Origin of the sequence: Streptomyces beihaiensis (genome assembly GCF_026274175.1) — a bacterium.
GTDB lineage: Bacteria > Actinomycetota > Actinomycetes > Streptomycetales > Streptomycetaceae > Streptomyces > Streptomyces beihaiensis.
In genome coordinates this window covers 1-18843 of record NZ_JAPHNL010000025.1, presented here as the reverse complement: position 1 = coordinate 18843, position 18843 = coordinate 1, and the positions used below count along the sequence as shown (strand labels likewise).

Sequence of the window (18843 nt, the reverse complement as noted above, 5' to 3'; positions counted from 1 at the left end):
CCCGCGGGCCCCGGACCCGCTCCCGGTACACGCGGCTCGGACACCGGCGCGCCCGGCGCCCCCGGTGGCCCGGGCGGCTGCCCGTCGCGCGACCCGTGCCTGCCCTCGGTGTCCATGGCCTGTGCCCCCTGCTGCCGGACCGCCGGCCCGTCCGCCGGTCCGACCGTGTGTGCGTCTCGGTTCCGGGCTCAATCTACTGGCCGCGCCTGGGGAGTTCACCGCTTACGCGCCCCGGCGTCCCGGACGTGACCCCTGCGCGGCCGATACCCGGCGCGGCGCACGGCGGCCGCGCGGTCGGCTCCCCGGCCGATCCGCCGCGCCTCGCCGATCTGTCCACCACGGACAAACCCGGCCCCGCCTCCTCACCCGGATGGAGTATGACCACCGCGCCGCACCACCCCTAACCTGCGAAGAGAACCCCGGACAGACGATCCACCGAACGTCCCGGCGACCCCGGCCTCACCCCGGCACAGCCGTCCGTCTCCCAGGACCAGAACCAGAACCAGGAGCCCCGCATGAGCGAGATACCGCAGGAGCGCCGCGTCGTCACCGCCATCCCCGGCCCGAAGTCGCAGGAGCTGCAGGCCCGCCGGACCGCCGTGGTCGCGCAGGGCGTGGGCTCGGTGCTGCCCGTCTTCACCGCGCGCGCGGGTGGCGGCATCGTCGAGGACGTCGACGGCAACCGTCTGATCGACTTCGGCTCCGGCATCGCCGTGACCTCGGTCGGCGCGTCCGCCGAGGCCGTGGTCCGCCGGGCCTGCGCCCAGCTGCGGGACTTCACCCACACCTGCTTCATGGTCACGCCGTACGAGGGGTACGTCGAGGTCGCCGAGGCGCTCGCCGAGCTGACGCCGGGCGACCACGCCAAGAAGTCCGCGCTGTTCAACTCCGGCGCCGAGGCCGTAGAGAACGCCGTCAAGATCGCCCGTTCGTACACCAAGCGCCAGGCGGTCGTCGTCTTCGACCACGGCTACCACGGCCGTACGAACCTGACGATGGCGCTCACCAGCAAGAACATGCCGTACAAGAACGGCTTCGGCCCGTTCGCGCCCGAGGTGTACCGCGTGCCGGTGGCCTACGGCTACCGCTGGCCGACCGGCCCCGAGAACGCCGGCCCGGAGGCCGCCGCGCAGGCCATCGACCAGATCAGCAAGCAGGTCGGCGCCGACAACGTCGCCGCGATCATCATCGAGCCGGTGCTCGGCGAGGGCGGCTTCATCGAGCCCGCCAAGGGCTTCCTGCCGGCGATCCGCCAGTTCGCCGCCGACCACGGCATCGTCTTCGTCGCGGACGAGATCCAGTCCGGCTTCTGCCGCACCGGCCAGTGGTTCGCCTGCGAGGACGAGGGCATCGTCCCCGACCTGATCACCACCGCCAAGGGCATCGCGGGCGGCCTGCCGCTGGCCGCCGTCACCGGCCGCGCCGAGATCATGGACGCCGCGCACGCGGGCGGCCTCGGCGGCACGTACGGCGGCAACCCGGTGGCCTGCGCCGGTGCGCTCGGCGCCATCGAGACGATGAAGGAGCTCGACCTCAACGCCAGGGCGAAGGAGATCGAGTCGACGATGAAGGCCCGCCTCGGCGCGATGCAGGAGAAGTTCTCCGTCATCGGCGACGTGCGTGGCCGCGGCGCGATGATCGCCGTCGAGCTGGTCAAGGACCGGGCGACCAAGGAGCCGGACCCGCAGTCGACGGCCGCCGTCGCCAAGGCCTGCCACGCCGCGGGCCTGCTGGTCCTCACCTGCGGCACCTACGGCAACGTACTGCGGTTCCTGCCGCCGCTGGTGATCGGTCAGGACCTGCTCAACGAGGGGCTCGACCTCATCGAGAGCGCTTTCGCCGGGCTGTGAGCCCCCGCCCGGCCACCGTCGGGCCGTGTGAAGAAGGTGTGGGGGGCCGATGGCATGTTGGGTGAGCGCCTGTCGTCCCTCCCGTCCCTGACGTACGGTTTTCGCAGATGAGAGAAACACCCCGCTCGCGGGAGACCGCGGGCGACACCGGGTCGGAGCATCCCCAGCCCCGCCCTGGTCGTGCCCTCGCGCACACCGCTGGAGCCTCCGGTTCCGGAACTCCTCACCGATCGGACGGCCGCCCGCTCCAAACCCCCCGGAGCGTGCGGCGGGCCGATCACACCGGCCGGCTCGGAACCACCCCCCCTGTTCCGGGCCGGCCCTCCCTTTCCCTCACCCTTCTCGCCGTCTGCGCGGGCCTGGTCCTCGCCGCGCTCACCTGGCAGGTGGCGACGGTCGGACCGCTGCTCGCGCCGGACGAGCGGCTGGGCGACGCCGTCCGCACGAGCGACGCCCTCCCCTCCGGGGCGGCGCGGTTCCTCGCCGACCTCGGTGACCTGGGGGTCGCGCTGCCGGTCCTCGCCGCGACCCTCGCCTATGTCACCTGGCGCACCCGGAACCGGCGGGTGCTCGCCGTGGCGGTGCTGACCATGGCCCTGGTGCCCGCTCTGGTGGGACCTCTCCAGTCGTTGCTCGCCCGCCCCGGCCCCCCGCCCATGGCCCCGGCGACCGGCTTCTTCCCGTCCGGCCACGCGGCCACGGCGGCGGTCGCGTACGGGTTGTGCGCGCTGCTGCTGGGCGGCCGCGCCGCCGTCCTCGCCTGCCTCGCCCTGAATCTGGCCGTGGGAGCGGGGCTCGTCCGGATGGGATACCACTGGCCGGCGGACGTCTTGGGCAGCTGGTGTCTGTCGTGGCTGCTGCTGTACGGGGCGGCGGCCGCGAGCGCCGAGGTCAGCTCTCCGGCGCCCCCGTCAGGGTCCACGCTCCGTGCGCCCTGACCTGGTAGTAGCCCGGTCCCGGCCAGTTCACCGACAGGTCGCAGTCGCCCGCGCCCTCCCCGAGGACGGCCCACTCGGCGAGTGTGTCGTCGAGTGCCTGGAACAGGACCGCTCCCCGGCCACGGTGGCGCAGCACTCCGGGGCCCGCGACGCCCCGGTAGCGCACGACGTCGAAGCCCTGGCCGTCGGTGTGCGTGTCGAACCGCGGGATCGCGTCGACGAGTTCGGCGCGGGCCGACCAGTGCGCGCGGTCCCCGTCCCGGAACGCGATCCGGAAGCCGGCCTCTCGTCGACCGCCGATCCGGCTCAGCGGAATCCGGGCGGCCACGGGGCCGTCGACACTGTGCAGCTGGTAGCCGCGCGGCCGGCGTCCGTGCGGCTGCTCCACCAGCACCGTGAGGTGGGCGGGGCGGTCGGTGCGCACCACCAGAACCCCCGGCCGCCGTGGCGCGGGCAACGCCACCCGTCGGCTGCCGTCGCCCTTTCCCGACACCTCGCGGCTCGTCGCCCCGGCGGACCGCTGGGAGTCGGGCGGCGCCGCGCGCAGCGCTCTCGCGTCGGCGGCGCACACCGCCACATCACGGGCGGCTCCCCCCTCGGGGGTCCAGCGGACCAGGTCGGTCGACCGCCCGTGCCGCGGGTCGAAGAAGCAGGGCGGCAACCGCTCGGGCAGCGGTTCACCGGCGAGCCGGGCGTCCAGGCGGGCCAGCGCGTGGCGTCCCTCGTCCAGTGCCCGCGCGACGTCCAGGGCGTCCACGCCGTCCCGGTCCCCGGCGAAGGCGCGTTTGGCCTCGTCGTACGCGTCCAGGGCGCGGGCCAGGTCCGCGCGCGTCTCGTCCGTGGCATCGGGCCGGCCAGGAGAGAAGGGGTGGCGGTCGAGGGCCTCCCCGTACGCCGTGATCTCCGCTTCGATCTCGGCGAGTTCACCGGCACGATGCCTGCGGCCCGCCCCACCGAGCCTTCCGAACACCCGTCCCGCTCGCAGTCTCACGGGGTCATCCTGCCGCGGTCCCGCGGACATCCCTACGGTGTGTCCCGGGCGAGCCCGGCCGCCGCCTCGTGCATGGCGAGTTCGAGGAGGGCCGGGTCGGTGAGGGTGCCCGAGCCGTCCGGCGGCACCAGCCAGCGCACGCCGCCGGTGGCGCGGCCCGGATAGGGCACGACGATCCAGGCGCCCTGCCCGGCGCCGCGTACGCCTGTGCCGACCCAGCGGGCGGCGGTCCCCGCGGGCACGAAGAAGCCCATACGGGCGTCGCCGACGTCGGCGAGGACCGGTCCCGGCCGGTCGACGACACGGGTCAGGACGTCGAGCGTGGGGCAGCCGAGCTCCCCCGGCACGATCAGCACGTCCCACTGCCGGCCCGCGGGCAGCAGCGCCACCCCGAGCGGGTTGCGCTCCCACTCCCAGCGGCAGGCGTCCGGCTCCGGCGCCACCGACACGAGCCACTCGACCGCCGCCTTCGTCCCCGGATCGGCTGCCATGGCGGGTCCTCCCTCTCGTTCCCTGCGTGTGCGGAGCCCGTGGGCTCGCACCTCTCAGGGACGAGAGGGAGGAAGAGGGCCGGGCATTACGCGACTCGGCCCGACTTATTGACAGTGATTCAACTCACTCGGCCGTCGTGGCACGTCAGCTGTCGAAGCCGAGGCCGAGCCCGTCCATGGCCTTGAGCCACAGATTGCGGCGTCCGCCGTCGGCGTCGGCGCGGGCCAGCGACCACTTGGTGAGCGCGATCCCGGTGTACGCGAACGGCTCCGGCGGGAACGGCAGCGGCTTGGAGCGCACCATCTCCAGCTCCGTGCGCTCGGTGCGCTCGCCCGACAGCAGGTCGAGCATGACGTCCGCGCCGAACCGGGTCGCGCCGACGCCGAGGCCCGTGTACCCGGCGGCGTAGGCGACGCGGCCGCCGTGGGCGGTGCCGAAGAACGCCGAGAAGCGCGAGCAGGTGTCGATGGCCCCGCCCCACGCGTGCGTGAAGCGGACCCCCTCCAGCTGCGGGAAGCAGGTGAAGAAGTGGTCGGCCAGACGCGCGTACGTCTCGGGCCGGTGGTCGTACTCGGCGCGCACCCGGCCACCGTACGGGTAGACCGCGTCATAGCCGCCCCACAGGACGCGGTTGTCCGAGGACAGCCGGAAGTAGTGGAACTGGTTGGCGCTGTCGCCCAGGCCCTGCCGGTTCTTCCAGCCGATGGACTCCATCTGCCCGGCGGTCAGCGGCTCGGTCATCAGCGCGTAGTCGTAGACCGGGACGGTGTACGCGCGCACGCGCTTGACCAGGGACGGGAAGACATTGGTGCCGAGCGCGGCGTGGCGGGCGAAGACGCGGCCGTACGGGGTGCGTGCCGCGATCCCGGTGCCGTTGGAGGCCAGTCGGGTGGCGGGGGTGTTCTCGTAGACGCGCACGCCGAGGTCGAGGCAGGCCCGCTTCAGGCCCCAGGCGAGTTTCGCCGGGTGCAGCATGGCGACGCCCGCGCGGTCGTGGAGGGCGCCGAGGAAGGTGGGCGAGTCGACCTGCTCGCGCGTCTGGTCGGCGTCGAGCAGCTCCATGCCGTCGGCGAGTCCGGCCTCGGCCAGCTCGGCGTGGAACGCACGCAGTTCGGTGACCTGGTGGGGCTGGGTCGCCACGTCCAGTTCGCCGGTGCGTTCGAAGTCGCAGTCGATGGAGTAGCGGGCGACCGCGGCCTCGATGGCGTCGAGGTTCGCGGCCCCCAGCTCCTCCAGCTTCTTGATCTCCTTGGGCCAGCGGGCGAGCCCGTTGGCCGTGCCGTGCGTGAGGGAGGCGGCGCAGAACCCGCCGTTGCGCCCGGAGGCGGCCCAGCCGATCTCGCGGCCCTCGACGAGCACCACGTCACGGCCGGGGTCGCGCTCCTTGGCGATGAGCGCGGTCCACAGGCCGCTGTAGCCGCCGCCGACGACGAGCAGGTCGCACCGCTCGTCGCCGGTGAGGGCGGGTCGGGCCTCGGGCTTCGCCGGGTCGTCCAGCCAGTACGGGACGGGCCGGGCGTCGGCGAGCGTATGGGTCCAGCGGTTCATGGCTCCAGCGGCCATGATGTCAACTCCCTCGGTACTGCTTCTCGTACGAAAGCCACGTGATCCGGTTACGCGGCCGGCTTGTTCCTGCGCCGCCCTGCCGCCATGCCGACGACGACGCACACCACGGCGACCAGGAACATGGCGGTGCCGATGACGTTGATCTGCACCGGCGTGCCGCGCTGCGCCGAGCCCCAGACGAACATCGGGAACGTCACCGTGGAACCGGCGTTGAAGTTCGTGATGATGAAGTCGTCGAAGGAGAGCGCGAAGGCGAGCAGCGCGCCGGCCGCTATGCCGGGCGCCGCGATCGGCAGCGTGACCCGCAAGAACGTCTGCGCGGGACCGGCGTAGAGGTCCTGCGCCGCCTGTTCGAGGCGCGGGTCCATGGACATCACACGCGCCTTGACCGCCGTCACCACGAAGCTCAGGCAGAACATGATGTGGGCGATGAGGATCGTCCAGAAGCCGAGCCGGGCGCCCATGTTGAGGAAGAGCGTGAGCAGCGAGGCCGCCATGACGACCTCCGGCATCGCCATCGGCAGGAAGATCAGCGAGTTGACCGCGCCGCGCGCCCGGAACCGGTAGCGGACGAGCGCGAAGGCGATCATGGTGCCGAGCGCGGTGGAGACGAGCGTCGCCCACACGGCGATCTGGAGGCTGATCGAGAGCGAGCCGCACATGTCGGCGACGCCGCACGGGTGCTTCCAGGCGTCGGTGGAGAACTGCGTCCACTCGTAGTTGAACCGCCCCTTCGGTTTGTTGAAGGAGAAGACGGTGACGACGGCGTTCGGCAGGAGGAGGTAGGCGAGCGTGAGCAGGCCCGCGATCACCACGAGGTTCTTCCGCAGCCAGCGCATCAGACGAGGTCCTCCGTTCCGGCTCGGCGGATGTAGAAGGTGACCATGGCGAGGATCGCCGCCATGAGGATGAAGGAGAGCGCGGCGGCCGTCGGGTAGTCGAGGATGCGCAGGAACTGCGTCTGGATGACGTTGCCGATCATGCGGGTGTCGGTGGAGCCGAGCAGGTCCGCGTTGACGTAGTCACCGGCCGCGGGGATGAACGTGAGCAGGGTGCCGGAGACGACGCCGGGCATGGACAGCGGGAACGTCACCTTGCGGAAGGTGGTGCCGGGCGAGGCGTACAGGTCACCGGCGGCCTCGTGCAGCCGCCCGTCGATCCGCTCCAGGGACGTGTACAGGGGCAGGATCATGAACGGCAGGAAGTTGTACGTCAGACCGCAGACCACCGCCAGTGGTGTGGCGAGGATGCGATGGCCCTCGGTGATGCCGAGCCAGGTGGTGACGTCCAGGATGTGCAGCGAGTTGAGGGTGCCGACGACCGGGCCGCCGTCCGCGAGGATCGTCTTCCAGGCGAGCGTGCGGATCAGGAAGCTGGTGAAGAACGGCGCGATGACCAGGATGAGCACGAGGTTGCGCCAGCGGCCCGCGCGGAACGCGATCAGATACGCGAGCGGGTAGCCGAGGAGCAGGCACAGGACCGTGGCGCAGGCGGCGTAGGCCACCGAGCGCACGAACTGCGGCCAGTACTCGGACAGCGCGTCCCAGTACGTGGCGAAGTGCCAGGTGACCTTGAAGCCGTCCTCCAGGGAGCCCTGCTGGATCGAGGTGGATGCCTGGTAGATCATCGGCAGCGCGAAGAAGACGATCAGCCAGAGCAGGCCGGGCAGCAGCAGCCAGTACGGGACGAACCGGCCGCGCCCGCGCCGCGGCTTCGCGGCCTCGGGCGGCTCGGGGGCGTCCTGTCGCGCCTCTTCGGTGACGGTGGCGGCACTCATGCGGCGGCGTCCTCCTCGACCTTGGCGGCGCCCGCCTCGACATCCTGCGTGGCGTCGAGGCCGAAGGAGTGCGCGGGGTTCCAGTGCAGGACGACCTCGGCGCCGGGTACGAGCCGGGGGTCGCGCTCGACGTTCTGGGCGTAGACCTCGAAGCCGTCGCAGAGCGGGCCCTCGACGACGTACTGGGTGGAGACGCCGATGAAGCTGCTGTCCTTGATGCGGCCGGTCAGGCGGTTGCGGCCGACCGGCACGGAGGCGGCGTCGTCGGCGTGGACGATGGAGATCTTCTCCGGGCGCACGCCGAGCAGCAGCTTTCCGCCGGTCGTGGTGGGCGCGGAGCAACGGTCGGCAAAGAGGGCGAGCTTGCCGTCGCCCGCCGTGAGGGTGAGTTCGTCGCCGCCGCGTCCCGAGATCTCGCAGGAGACGAAGTTCGAGGTGCCGAGGAAGTTGGCGACGAACGTCGAGCGCGGGTTCTCGTACAGGTCGGTGGGGGCGCCGAGCTGCTCGACGGTGCCCGCGTTCATCACGGCGACGGTGTCGGCCATCGTCATGGCCTCCTCCTGGTCGTGCGTGACATGGATGAAGGTGATGCCGACCTCGGTCTGGATGCGCTTGAGTTCGAGCTGCATCTGGCGGCGCAGCTTGAGGTCGAGGGCGCCGAGCGGCTCGTCGAGCAGCAGCACCTGCGGGTGGTTGATGAGCGCGCGGGCGACGGCGACGCGCTGCTGCTGGCCGCCGGAGAGCTGGTGCGGCTTCTTGCGGGCCTGCTCCCCCAGTTGCACCAGGTCGAGCATCTCCTCGACCTGCTTCTTCACCGACTTGATGCCGCGGCGGCGCAGGCCGAAGGCGACGTTCTCGAAGATGTCGAGGTGCGGGAAGAGCGCGTACGACTGGAAGACGGTGTTGACCGGGCGCTTGTAGGGCGGCAGTCCCGTGACGTCCTGGTCGCCGAGCCGGACGGTGCCGGTGGTCGGCTCCTCCAGACCGGCGATCATGCGCAGGGTGGTGGTCTTGCCGCAGCCGGAGGCGCCGAGCAGGGCGAAGAACGAGCCCGCGGGGACGGTGAGGTCGAGGGGGCGCACGGCGGTGAACCCGTTGTCGTACGTCTTGCTGATGCCGGTGAGACGGACGTCGCCACCGTGCTCGGTGGCCGTGCTGCTGCTGGTCGTCATGGTGAGTCCAAGGAGTCGGGAGGCAAGGGCGGGCGGTACCGGGTGGGGCTCAGGCGCCGGTGAGCTTGGCGAACTTCTCCTCGAACGCCGAGTCCTCCTTGGCGCTCAGCGAGCGGAAGGCGTGCGCCTTGGCCGACATGGCCTTGTCGGGGACGATGAGCGGGTTGTTCGCGACGTCCTTGTCGATCTTGGCGAGTTCCGGCTTGATGATGTCGGTGTCGAGCGGGGTGACGTAGTTGATCCAGGCGGCGAGCTCGGCGGCGACGGGCGGCTCGTAGTAGTAGTCCATGAGCCGCTCGGCGTTGCTCTGGTGGCGCGCCTTGTTCGGGATCAGCATGTTGTCGGTCGACGAGAGGTAGCCCGCGTCCGGGATGGCGAACTGCACGTGCGGGTTGTCCGCCTGGAGCTGCACGATGTCCCCGGCCCATGCCAGGCAGGCCGCCAGGTCGCCCTTGCTGAGGTCCGAGATGTAGTCGTTGCCGGTGAAGCGGCGGATCTGCTTCTTGTCGACGGCCTTCTGCACGCGCGCGATGGCCGCGTCGAAGTCGTCGGCCTTGAAGCTGCCGGGGTCCTTGCCCATGTCGAGCAGGGTCATGCCGACGGTGTCGCGCATCTCCTGCAGCATGCCGACCTTGCCGCGCAGCGACGGGTCGTCGAGCAGCTGCGACACCGAGGTGATCTTCTTGCCGCCGGTGGCCTTGGTGTTGTACGCGACGACCGTGGCGATGCCCTGCCAGGGGTAGGAGTAGGCGCGGCCGGGGTCCCAGTCGGGGTTGCGGAACTGGGCGGCGAGATTGGTGTACGCGTGCGGCAGCAGCGACGGGTCGAGCTTCTGCACCCACCCGTAGCGGATGAGGCGGGCGGCCAGCCAGTCGGTGAGGACCATGAGGTCACGGCCGGTGTCCTGGCCTCCGGCGAGCATCGGCTTGATCTTGCCGAAGAACTCGTTGTTGTCGTTGATGTCCTCGGTGTAGTTCACCTTGATGCCGGTGCGCTTGGTGAACGCTTCGAGGGTGGGGTGGTGCTTCTCGTCGTCGCTGAGGTCGATGTACTCGGTCCAGTTGGAGAAGTTGATCACCTTCTCCTCGGCCGAGTGGTCCGTGGAGGGCGCCCCGCCCTGCGTCTTGCCCGCGGCGGGAATGCCGCAGCCGGTGAGGCCGGCCAGGCCGCCGACGGCCAGCGCGCCGCCCGCGGAGGCGCGCAGCAGGGACCGGCGGGACATCGAGAACGGCGCGGACCGGGCCCTGGCGTTGCGGAGACTGCGCCGCATGGCGGCCAGCTGGGCCGGGGACAGGTCGGGCTCGTACTGCTCCATGCGCGTGGTTGCCCTTTCGGGAGTCGCTGCCGTCGGGCGGCCCGGCCGGCGGTCACACGGCCGGGGGCGCCTCGCGGCTGCTGGTTGCTTGTTACGGACGGTCCCCGAAGACGGTGCGGTGCCAGTCCTTGGCAGCCACCGCCGTGTTGTCGAACATGACGTGCTTGACCTGCGTGTACTCCTCGAAGGAGTAGGCGGACATGTCCTTGCCGAAGCCGGATGCCTTGTAGCCGCCGTGCGGCATCTCGCTGATGATCGGGATGTGGTCGTTGACCCACACGCAGCCCGCCTTGATCTCACGCGTGGCGCGGTTGGCGCGGTAGACACCGGTCGACCAGGCGGAGGCGGCGAGCCCGTACGGGGTGTCGTTGGCGAGCCGGATGCCCTCGTCGTCGCTGTCGAACGGCAGCACGACGAGGACCGGGCCGAAGATCTCCGCCTGGACGGCCTCGCTGTCCTGCGCGGCGTCGGCGATGAGCGTGGGGGTGTAGTACGCGCCGTTCTTGAGGGCGCCGCCGGGGACGGTACCCCCGGTGACCAGGCGCGCGTACGAGCGTGCGCGGTCGACGAAGGCGGCGACGCGGTCCCGCTGGGCGTGCGAGATGAGCGGGCCGAGGTCGGTGTCCGGGGCGAACGGGTCACCGAGGCGGACCGTGGCCATGAGGTCGGCGACGCCGCTCACGAAGGCGTCGTAGAGGGGGCGTTGCACGTACGCGCGCGTGGCGGCGGTGCAGTCCTGGCCGGAGTTGATGAGGGCGCCGGCGACGGCACCGTGGACGGCGGCCTCCAGGTCGGCGTCGTCGAAGACGACGAAGGGCGCCTTGCCGCCGAGTTCCAGGTGGAGCCGCTTGACGGTGGCGGTGGCGATCTGTGCGACGCGCCTGCCGACACCGGTGGAGCCGGTGAAGGAGGTCATGGCGACGTCGGGGTGCCCGACAAGATGCTCACCGGCCTCCTTGCCCGCGCCGGTGACGACGTTGACGACGCCGTCGGGGATGCCCGCGTCGGAGGCGGCCTGCGCGAACAACAGGGAGGTCAGGGGGGTGAGTTCGGCGGGCTTGAGCACGATCGTGTTCCCGGCGGCGATGGCCGGGAGCACCTTCCAGGCGGCCATCTGCAGCGGGTAGTTCCACGGGGCGATGGAGCCGACGACGCCGATGGGCTCGCGGCGCACGTACGAGGTGTGGTCGCCGCTGTACTCGCCCGCCGACTGGCCCTGGAGGTGGCGGGCGGCGCCCGCGAAGTAGGCGGTGTTGTCGATGGAGCCCGGCACGTCGAACTCGCGGCTGAGCTTGAGCGGCTTGCCGCACTGCAACGACTCCAGCTGCGCGAACTGTTCGGCCCGCTCGGCCAGCACCCCCGCGAAGCGGTGCATCGCGTCGGACCGCTCGCCCGGGGTGGCACCCGCCCAGCTCGGGAACGCCCCGCGCGCGGCGGCGACGGCGGCGTCCACGTCGCCCGCGCCGGCGAGTTCGTAGGTGAGGACGTCGGCGCCGGTGGCCGGGTCGACGACCGTGTGGGTGCGGCCCGAGGTGCCCTGCGTCAGGCGGCCCGCGACGAGGTTCGCCCCGCCGGCGAAACGCTCCCGCGCGAGGGCCGTGACGTCGGCCGGGGTGGGTGCGGCCGAGGTGGGGTTGCGCATGTGTACTCGCTCTCGCTCTTCGCCGCCGACACCCCGTCCCAGGGGCTCCGGCGTGGCTCCAGCTCGATTTGAGTGCTGATCCTGACAGAGGAGCCGCACTCCAACAAGGGATTCCGTTGTTGCCTTTTGGTTACGCGACGAAATCTGTCGACCGGCTGTCGAGTCGGCCTGGAAAACCCAGGACGGAGTGTCAGTGGTGCGTGCCAAGCTGGCGTGCATGGAGACCACAGGCACCGGGGTCAGCGAGAGCATCACCAGCAGGGAGTCGCTGGTGGCGGCCGTCTCCTCGGGGGCGCGGGTGAAGTATCTGCACTTCTGGGGGCACGCGCCGCGAAGGGACGGCACGCTGGGGGCCGGTTGCCTCAGTCAGTGGTGGCCGTCGCCCTTCACGGTGGACGGGGTCCGGTACGCGACGGCCGAGCACTGGATGATGGCGGCCAAGGCCCGGCTCTTCGGCGACGCCGAGGCGGAGCGCGCGGCTCTGGCGGCGGACCATCCGTCGCAGGCCAAGAAGGCGGGGCGGCTCGTGCGCGGCTTCGACGAGGAGATATGGGCGCGCGACCGGTTCGACGTCGTGGTCGAGGGCAGCGTCCACAAGTTCGCCTCGGACCCGGCACTGCGCGCGTTCCTGCTCGGCACGGGTGAGCGGGTTCTTGTGGAGGCCAGCCCCGTGGACCGGGTGTGGGGGATCGGCCTGGCGGCGGACTCCGAGGCGGCGCTGGATCCGCGCCGCTGGCGGGGCCCGAACCTGCTGGGCTTCGCGCTCATGGCGGCGCGGGCGCGGCTGCGGGGGTAGACGAGGGCCGCGCCGCCCCGGGAGCCGTGGGTCAGCGCAGGACCACGGAGTAGCCCGGGTCGCCGTCCGAGCCTGTGCCGGAGCGGCCGGGGTCGGTGTGGTCGCCGTGACCGTTCGAGGCGTACACGAAGACCAGGACCCCGACCACCACGGCCAGGATCAGCCCGCCCAGGCCGCAGATGATTCCGGCGAGCGCCTGGCCGGGGTTGGTGGCCCGGCCACGGGCGGCCCTGCGGCGGCCCACGGCGCCGAAGACGACGGCGAGCACGCCGAGCACGATCGCGATCGGCCAGAGCACGAACCCGACCGCCGCGATGATCCCGAGGACCAGCCCGGCCACGCCCAGCCCGTTGTTCGGCGCGGGCTGCACGGCCCAGCCGTTGCCGTAGGGCGGGTATCCACTCGTCCCGTAGGCGTACGAGCCGTACTGCGCGCCGTACTGGCCGTACGCGTCCTGCGGCGGATACGCGTACGCCCCCGGTCCCTCCGGCCCGACGGGCGGCGGCGGAACCGGGGCGCCCGGGGTGCCGGGCGGCGCGTAGGGTCCGGGCGGCGCGTACGGCGCCGGAGCGGGGGCGGACGCCCGGGAGGCCGGTGCCACGGGCGGTGTCGTGGGGGCGGCCCACGGATTGTCCCCGGAGCGCGGATCGCGCTGCTCGTGCTCGGTCATCCGGTCATATTAAGGCGCCGCACCGGTGACCCGGCGGGCCGCACAGCACCGGCGCCGGCCCGCATACGATGGCCGGGCCCCGAGCAGCCGATCAGCTACGTTCCTGGGGAGGAACCCGTGAGCCAGAGCCCGCAGAGCCGGCCCGACCTGCAGACCTTCATCGCCGGACTGCCCAAGGCGGAACTCCATGTGCACCACGTGGGCTCCGCCTCCCCCAGGATCGTCTCCGAGCTCGCCGCCCGGCACACCGACTCGAAGGTGCCCTCCGACCCCGAGGCGCTCGCGGAGTTCTTCACGTTCACGGACTTCGCCCACTTCATCGAGGTGTACCTGGCGGTCGTCGACCTGATCCGCACCCCGGAGGACGTGCGCCTGCTGACGTACGAGGTGGCCCGCGACATGGCCCGGCAGAACGTGCGGTACGCGGAGCTGACCCTCACCCCGTTCTCGTCGACCCGCCGCGGCATCGACGGGCGCGCGTTCATGGACGCCGTCGAGGACGCCCGCAAGGCCGCCGAGGCGGAGTTCGGCACGGTGCTGCGCTGGTGCTTCGACATCCCCGGCGAGGCAGGGCTGGAGGCCGCGGAGGAGACGGTGCGCCTGGCCACGGACGATGCCCTGCGGCCCGAAGGTCTGGTGTCGTTCGGGCTCGGCGGGCCCGAGATCGGCGTGCCGCGCCCGCAGTTCAAGCCGCACTTCGACCGGGCCGTCGCGGCCGGGCTCCGTTCGGTGCCGCACGCGGGCGAGACGACCGGCCCCGAGACGGTGTGGGACGCGCTGACCCATCTGCGCGCCGAGCGCATCGGCCACGGCACGTCCAGCGCGCAGGACCCGAAGCTCCTGGCCCACCTCGCCGAGCAGGGCATCGCCCTCGAGGTGTGCCCGACCTCGAACATCGCGACGCGCGCGGTGGCGACGCTGGACGAACACCCGTTGAAGCGGTTCGTGGAGGCGGGCGTCCTGGTGACCATCAACTCGGACGACCCGCCGATGTTCTCGACCGACCTCAACACCGAGTACGCGGTCGCCGCGCGCCTCCTGGACCTCGACGAGCGGGGCGTGGCCGACCTGGCGAAGAACGCGGTACGAGCCGCGTTCCTGGACGAGCCCGGCAAGGCACGCCTTGTCGCGGAGATCGACACGTACACGGAGACGGCGCTCGCCTGACGCCCGCGCTCGGCCCGGCCGGGCGGGGCCGCGGCGCGCGCCCGCGACGACGGTGGGCGTGCGCACGTGCGCGCGAGGGGGCCATGCGCACAATGGGGCCATGCGTATCGTGACCGCCGTGGCCCACCGCGGCGACCCCTACCGTGTCCGCGAGAACACCCTGCCCTCCCTGGCGTCCGCGCTCGACCGCGGCGCGGACGCGGTGGAGATCGACGTACGGCTGACCCGTGACGGCGTCCCGGTACTGCTGCACGACGCGACGCTGGAGCGGCTGTGGGAGCACGAGCGTTCGCTGTCCGCGCTCTCCGCCGACGAGGTGCGCGCTCTCACCGCGGGCGGCGTGCCCACGCTGGCCGAGGCGCTGGCGACGACCGGCGAGAGCCGGATCATGGTCGATCTGCCCGGCGCGGACAGGACGACGGTACACACGGTCGTCGGAGCGGTCCGGGAGTGCGGGGCGCAGGAGCGGGTGTACTACTGCGCGGGCGCGCAGACGATGCTGAAGGTGCGGGCCGCCGACCCGTCCGCCGAGATCGCCCTGACCTGGACGACGCTGGCGCCGCCGCGCCCGGCGCTGCTCGACGCGGTCCGCCCGCGCTGGCTCAACTACCGTTTCTCGCTGGTGAACCGGGACCTGGCCGCCCGCGTCCACCGCGACGGCTACCTGGTCTCGGCCTGGACACCGGACACGCGCACGTCGATGCGGCGCCTGCTCGACATCGGCGTGGACTCGATCACGACCAACCGCGTCGACGTGCTCACCGCGCTGCGCGGCCCCGCCTGACGGCGCTGCGCCCGACGCCACCGCTCCGGACGATCCGCCGGGCCGTGCCGTGCGAGACGGCCGTCGCCGCGCCGGCCCAGGCCGGCGCGGCAGTGACAGCAGGGGCGGGTTCGCCCGTCGGCCCCGGCCGACCACGCCCGGCGAGCCCCTCACATGGCCAGCGTCATCACCAGCATCCCCATCCCCAGCGAGAGCCGGCACGCATCGCCCAGCGCGTGCGCCCGCCACACGGACACGGGCGCGGGCCGTCCCCCTCCCCCGGCCCCCGCCTGTGCCACCTCCCCGACGGGCACCGGCACCAGCCGGACCCCGGCCCACACGACGTACGCGGCGAAGTAGCCGAGCATCAGCGCGTTCACCCAGGGCACGCCCATGCCCCCGCCGCCCATGCCGTGCCCGTGGGCCATGCCGCTCATGTCGCTCATGCCACTCATGCCGTCCGCGCCGCCCACACCAGCGGCCATGGACGCCCCGGTCTCTCTCATCACCGCGGGCAGCATCACGACGGCCATGTACACCATGGCCACGGCCTCCACGCCGTGGTGGAGGCGATGCCCCTCGCCGCGGGCGAAAACGATGACGCGCAGCGCCACCGCCCCGAAGACCACGACCAGCAGCACCGGCCCCCACAGCGGCAGCGCCGCCACGAACCCCGGCGCCGCCATCAGCGCCATACCGAACCCCATCACCGCCTCGGAGCACGCGGTACGGCGCGCGCCACGGTCGTCCATCACCCGCGCGCGGTTGAGACACATCAGTCCCGTGGCCGTGGCGAGACCGACCAGTGCCCACCCCGTCCAGGTCGGAAGACCCATGCGCGCTCTCCGCCTCTCCGCCCGATGCCGACGTCGTGTCACGTCCGCCCTGCCGTCCTCCTTCCGCGGCACGGGCAGCGGCACACAGGCGCGCGGAAGCATCCCCGGCGCACGCGCCGTGCCGACGCGGCCAGGCAGTGCCCCACAGACCGGGACCCGGCTTCCTACAGCCCCACGATCCTGTTCCACCGCTTGGCGAACTCCATCCGTTCCGACGACCGGATGTCCCGGGCGATCGCGAGCCGTGAGCGCATCCTGTCGTCGGGGAAGATCAGCGGGTCGTGGGCGAGCGCGGCGGTGTCCTTGTCCTTGGAGGAGGCGAGGACGTCCCTGGCCGCCGGGACGGGGCACACGTAGTTGACCCACGCGGCCAGTTCGGCGGCGACGTCCGGCTGGTAGTAGTAGTCGATCAGGCGCTCGGCGTTGGCCTTGTGGTCGGCGAGGTCGGGGATCATCAGCGAGTCGGCCCACAGTTCGGCGCCCTCCTCGGGCACGACGAACTCGATGTGCGGGTTGTCCGCCTGGAGCTGGACGATGTCGCCGCTGTATGCCTGGCAGGCCAGGACGTCGCCGGTCGAGAGGTCCTTGATGTAGTCGTTGCCGGTGAAGCGGCGGATGTGATGGGTCCGCACGAGCTTCTCGACCTGGTCGCACACGAGGTGGAAGTCGTCGGCGGTCCACCTCGTGATGTCGACGCCGTTGCCCTGCATGAGGAGGGCGAACGCCTCGTCGAGCCCCGACAGCAGGGTGACGCGCCCCTTCAGGTCGTCGGCCCACAGGTCTTTGACGTGCTTGATCTCCCGGCCCAGCCTCTTCTTGTCGTACGCGATACCGGTGATGCCGGACTGCCAGGGCACGGTGTACCGGCGGCCGTGGTCGAAGGCGGGGGAACGCAGCAACGGGTCAAGGTACTTGGCGACGTTGGGCTGGCGGGCGCGGTCCATCTTCTGCACCCAGCCGAGGCGCACGAACCGCGCGCACATCCAGTCGGAGATGACGATGAGGTCGCGGCCGGTGCGCTGGTGGTTCATGAGCGCCGGGCTGATCTTGCCGAAGAACTCGTCGTTGTCGTTGATCTCTTCGGTGTACTCGACCTGGACGCCGGTGCGCTTCTCGAACGCCTCGAGCGTGGGGCGCTTGGAGGAGTCGTTGTCGTCCACGTCGATGTAGAGCGGCCAGTTGGCCCAGACGAGCCGCCTGTCACGCGCGGACCGGTCGGGGGCGGCGCGGTCGCCGGGCGCGACGTACGCCGCGGGCACACCGCAGCCCGTGACGAGGGCACCGACCGCGGCGGCGGTGGCACCCCCGCCGAGGGCGCGCAGCAGAGAACGACGAGTGACCTGGGTGGTGACGTGGTTGGCTCGCACGGACGCAGGATGCCGCCGCCCGAAGCTCCCGGGCAATGGACGCAGCGTCGAGCCTCACCCCGTGCGGCCGACACCCTGTCGATGCGGGCCCGGCTCCAGCCACCCCACGAGGTCCCCGGCCGTCACCCGCCCGAGCCCGGCCGTCCCGTCCGCCTCGCCGGGGAACAGCCGGTACAGGGTGCCCGTTTCGGCGTCCGGGGGCAGCTCAGCGTGCTCCAGGGCCGCGAACACGCGGCGTCCCGTCAGTTTCGCCGGGGCCGAGGGGCCGTCCGGCTCCCAGCCCTCGCGGACGCGCAGCGCGAACTCGGCGCGCGGTTCGTCGGCGCCGCGCCGGTAGTGGCGGTCCAGCCCGCCGTCCGCCGGGCGTACCCGTATCTCGCCGTCCGTGCGCGCTGCCGCGGCCCAGCAGGCGATGTCCCACAGCGTGGCCCGCCGGCCCGCCTGGAACGCGTCGAGCAGGTCGCGACCCAGGCGGCGCAGGGCGTCCTTGTGCCGCCACACGTCGTGGGTCCCGTCGCCGGTTGGCAGCGTCACGTCCGCCCACCACCCGCGCAGCGTGCGCAGGTCGACGACCATCGGGACCAGCGCCTTCGCGTCGCCCGCGAGGTCGAAGCGCTGGCGCACGGCCCGCGCGTCGAACCGTGCGCGCGCACCCCGCTCCACGCCCATGAACCCCGCGAAGGCGTCCGGCAGTTGGTCGAAGGGCACGTCGTTGTACGAGAAGACGACCGGGACCGCGAACCGTACGCCCGCCCCGCGCAGCCGCCCCAGGTCCAGGTCGACGTACTCGGTCGCGCCGTGCGGCGGGGGCGCCGACGTCAGGTCACCGGAGTGGAGCGCGGCCTCGCCGCCCCATTCCAGACGCGTGTAGTCGCACAACCCGACGAACCGCCACTGGTCGTCGTAGAAGGCGACCGACAGATCGAGGTCGACGCGTCGGCCCTTCTCCTGCATCCAGTGCAGGAAGAGGCGCAGGGTGCGGCCCGCACGCGGCGCCGGCAGCGCGAGCGAGCTGCCGCGCGGCACCGCCACCAGCGACACGGCCGAGGACCGCTCGGCGTACGGCACGGGCAGCTCGGCCAGGCGCTCGTCGAGCACGGCGAGGTCGTAGCGGTCGCCGGGCACGTTCATGCGCCGCACCGCCTCTGCCTCGATCAGCTCGGCGGCGCGTTCGGCCGTGCGGCGCGGCAGCGGCGGCCGCCCGTCGTCGATCGCGTACGCCTTGGTGAGCCGCCCGCGAGGGAAGAACACGCGGCGGCGGCCGGGCACGGTGCGGACGGCGAGCGCGCCCCACGCACCGAGCAGCGGCCCCGTCCCGGCCCGCGGCAGCGCCTCCAAGAGGGCGTCCGCGACCGGCCCTGGCAGGTCGTCCGCCGCGGCTCGCGACAGCAGCACGTCCAGGCGGCGCAGGAGTTCGCCGGGCCTGGCGCGCAGCAGTCCGGCGGCGCGGTCGACGTCCCAGTGCGCGAGGGCGTTCTCGACGCGGCCCGCCACGCCGGCC

Annotated in this window: 16 protein-coding genes and 1 pseudogene; 5 read left to right on the top strand and 12 right to left on the bottom strand. The window is 72.2% G+C overall.

The annotated features are described in order from the left end of the window. Window positions 1–515: 515 nt before the first annotated feature. Both gabT and OFY01_RS04045 read left to right on the top strand, forming a co-directional pair. On the top strand, window positions 516–1850 hold the full coding sequence (gene gabT, locus OFY01_RS04050; protein WP_266596341.1) for a 4-aminobutyrate--2-oxoglutarate transaminase: 1335 nt from the start codon (window positions 516–518) through the stop codon (window positions 1848–1850). 263 nt (window positions 1851–2113) lie between these two features. Further along, window positions 2114–2788 carry a phosphatase PAP2 family protein gene (locus OFY01_RS04045; RefSeq protein ID WP_323135471.1) on the top strand — a complete coding sequence of 225 codons (675 nt, stop codon included), beginning with the start codon at window positions 2114–2116 and terminating at the stop codon, window positions 2786–2788. Here the strand turns inward: OFY01_RS04045 and OFY01_RS04040 are convergent. From OFY01_RS04040 to OFY01_RS04005, 8 genes are all read right to left on the bottom strand, one after another. Next, on the bottom strand, window positions 2742–3779 hold the full coding sequence (locus tag OFY01_RS04040) for a hypothetical protein (protein ID WP_266596337.1): 1038 nt from the start codon (window positions 3777–3779) through the stop codon (window positions 2742–2744). The genes OFY01_RS04045 and OFY01_RS04040 overlap by 47 nt on opposite strands. 32 nt (window positions 3780–3811) lie before the next feature. After that, window positions 3812–4270 (bottom strand): hypothetical protein, encoded by a 459-nt coding sequence (locus tag OFY01_RS04035; protein WP_266596336.1) that lies wholly within the window; start codon window positions 4268–4270, stop codon window positions 3812–3814. Window positions 4271–4415: 145 nt separating this feature from the next. Further along, window positions 4416–5834 (bottom strand): NAD(P)/FAD-dependent oxidoreductase, encoded by a 1419-nt coding sequence (locus OFY01_RS04030; protein ID WP_266596335.1) that lies wholly within the window; start codon window positions 5832–5834, stop codon window positions 4416–4418. Window positions 5835–5884: 50 nt separating this feature from the next. Further along, window positions 5885–6676, bottom strand: coding sequence for an ABC transporter permease (locus OFY01_RS04025; RefSeq protein WP_266596334.1), 792 nt, complete (start codon window positions 6674–6676; stop codon window positions 5885–5887). After that, window positions 6676–7614, bottom strand: a complete 939-nt coding sequence (locus tag OFY01_RS04020; protein WP_266596332.1) for an ABC transporter permease — start codon at window positions 7612–7614, stop codon at window positions 6676–6678. Before OFY01_RS04020 ends, OFY01_RS04025 begins: the two co-directional genes overlap by 1 nt. After that, entirely contained in the window at window positions 7611–8786 is a 1176-nt protein-coding gene (locus tag OFY01_RS04015) for an ABC transporter ATP-binding protein (protein ID WP_266596330.1), read from the bottom strand. The genes OFY01_RS04020 and OFY01_RS04015 overlap by 4 nt, the downstream gene beginning before the upstream one ends. 49 nt (window positions 8787–8835) lie before the next feature. Continuing rightward, window positions 8836–10101, bottom strand: a complete 1266-nt coding sequence (locus tag OFY01_RS04010; protein ID WP_266596328.1) for a polyamine ABC transporter substrate-binding protein — start codon at window positions 10099–10101, stop codon at window positions 8836–8838. Between the two features lie 91 nt (window positions 10102–10192). Then, the gene (locus OFY01_RS04005) at window positions 10193–11743 is read right to left on the bottom strand and encodes a gamma-aminobutyraldehyde dehydrogenase (RefSeq protein WP_266596326.1); all 1551 of its coding nucleotides are present in this window, start codon (window positions 11741–11743) and stop codon (window positions 10193–10195) included. A 217-nt stretch (window positions 11744–11960) separates the two neighbouring features. Here OFY01_RS04005 and OFY01_RS04000 point away from each other — a divergent pair, with 217 nt between their 5' ends. Beyond that, the gene (locus OFY01_RS04000) at window positions 11961–12539 is read left to right on the top strand and encodes an NADAR family protein (RefSeq protein ID WP_266596324.1); all 579 of its coding nucleotides are present in this window, start codon (window positions 11961–11963) and stop codon (window positions 12537–12539) included. A 31-nt stretch (window positions 12540–12570) separates the two neighbouring features. Here OFY01_RS04000 and OFY01_RS03995 read toward each other — a convergent pair whose 3' ends face one another. After that, window positions 12571–13209: a hypothetical protein gene (locus tag OFY01_RS03995; RefSeq protein WP_266596322.1), complete on the bottom strand. Its 639-nt coding sequence runs from the start codon at window positions 13207–13209 to the stop codon at window positions 12571–12573. 6 nt (window positions 13210–13215) lie between these two features. On the opposite strand from OFY01_RS03995, the gene OFY01_RS03990 reads away from it, so the two are divergent. Beyond that, window positions 13216–14376 carry an adenosine deaminase gene (locus OFY01_RS03990; protein WP_407700274.1) on the top strand — a complete coding sequence of 387 codons (1161 nt, stop codon included), beginning with the start codon at window positions 13216–13218 and terminating at the stop codon, window positions 14374–14376. A gap of 100 nt (window positions 14377–14476) precedes the next feature. Further along, window positions 14477–15160 (top strand): glycerophosphodiester phosphodiesterase, encoded by a 684-nt coding sequence (locus OFY01_RS03985; protein ID WP_266596320.1) that lies wholly within the window; start codon window positions 14477–14479, stop codon window positions 15158–15160. 149 nt (window positions 15161–15309) lie between these two features. On the opposite strand, the gene OFY01_RS03980 is transcribed toward OFY01_RS03985, so the two are convergent. From OFY01_RS03980 to OFY01_RS03970, 3 genes and pseudogenes are all read right to left on the bottom strand, one after another. Continuing rightward, entirely contained in the window at window positions 15310–15975 is a 666-nt protein-coding gene (locus OFY01_RS03980; RefSeq protein WP_266596318.1) for a DUF5134 domain-containing protein, read from the bottom strand. Window positions 15976–16139: 164 nt separating this feature from the next. Next, on the bottom strand, window positions 16140–17342 hold the full coding sequence (locus OFY01_RS03975; protein ID WP_266596316.1) for a polyamine ABC transporter substrate-binding protein: 1203 nt from the start codon (window positions 17340–17342) through the stop codon (window positions 16140–16142). A 54-nt stretch (window positions 17343–17396) separates the two neighbouring features. Further along, window positions 17397–18843: pseudogene (locus OFY01_RS03970) on the bottom strand (hypothetical protein); the annotation flags it as partial.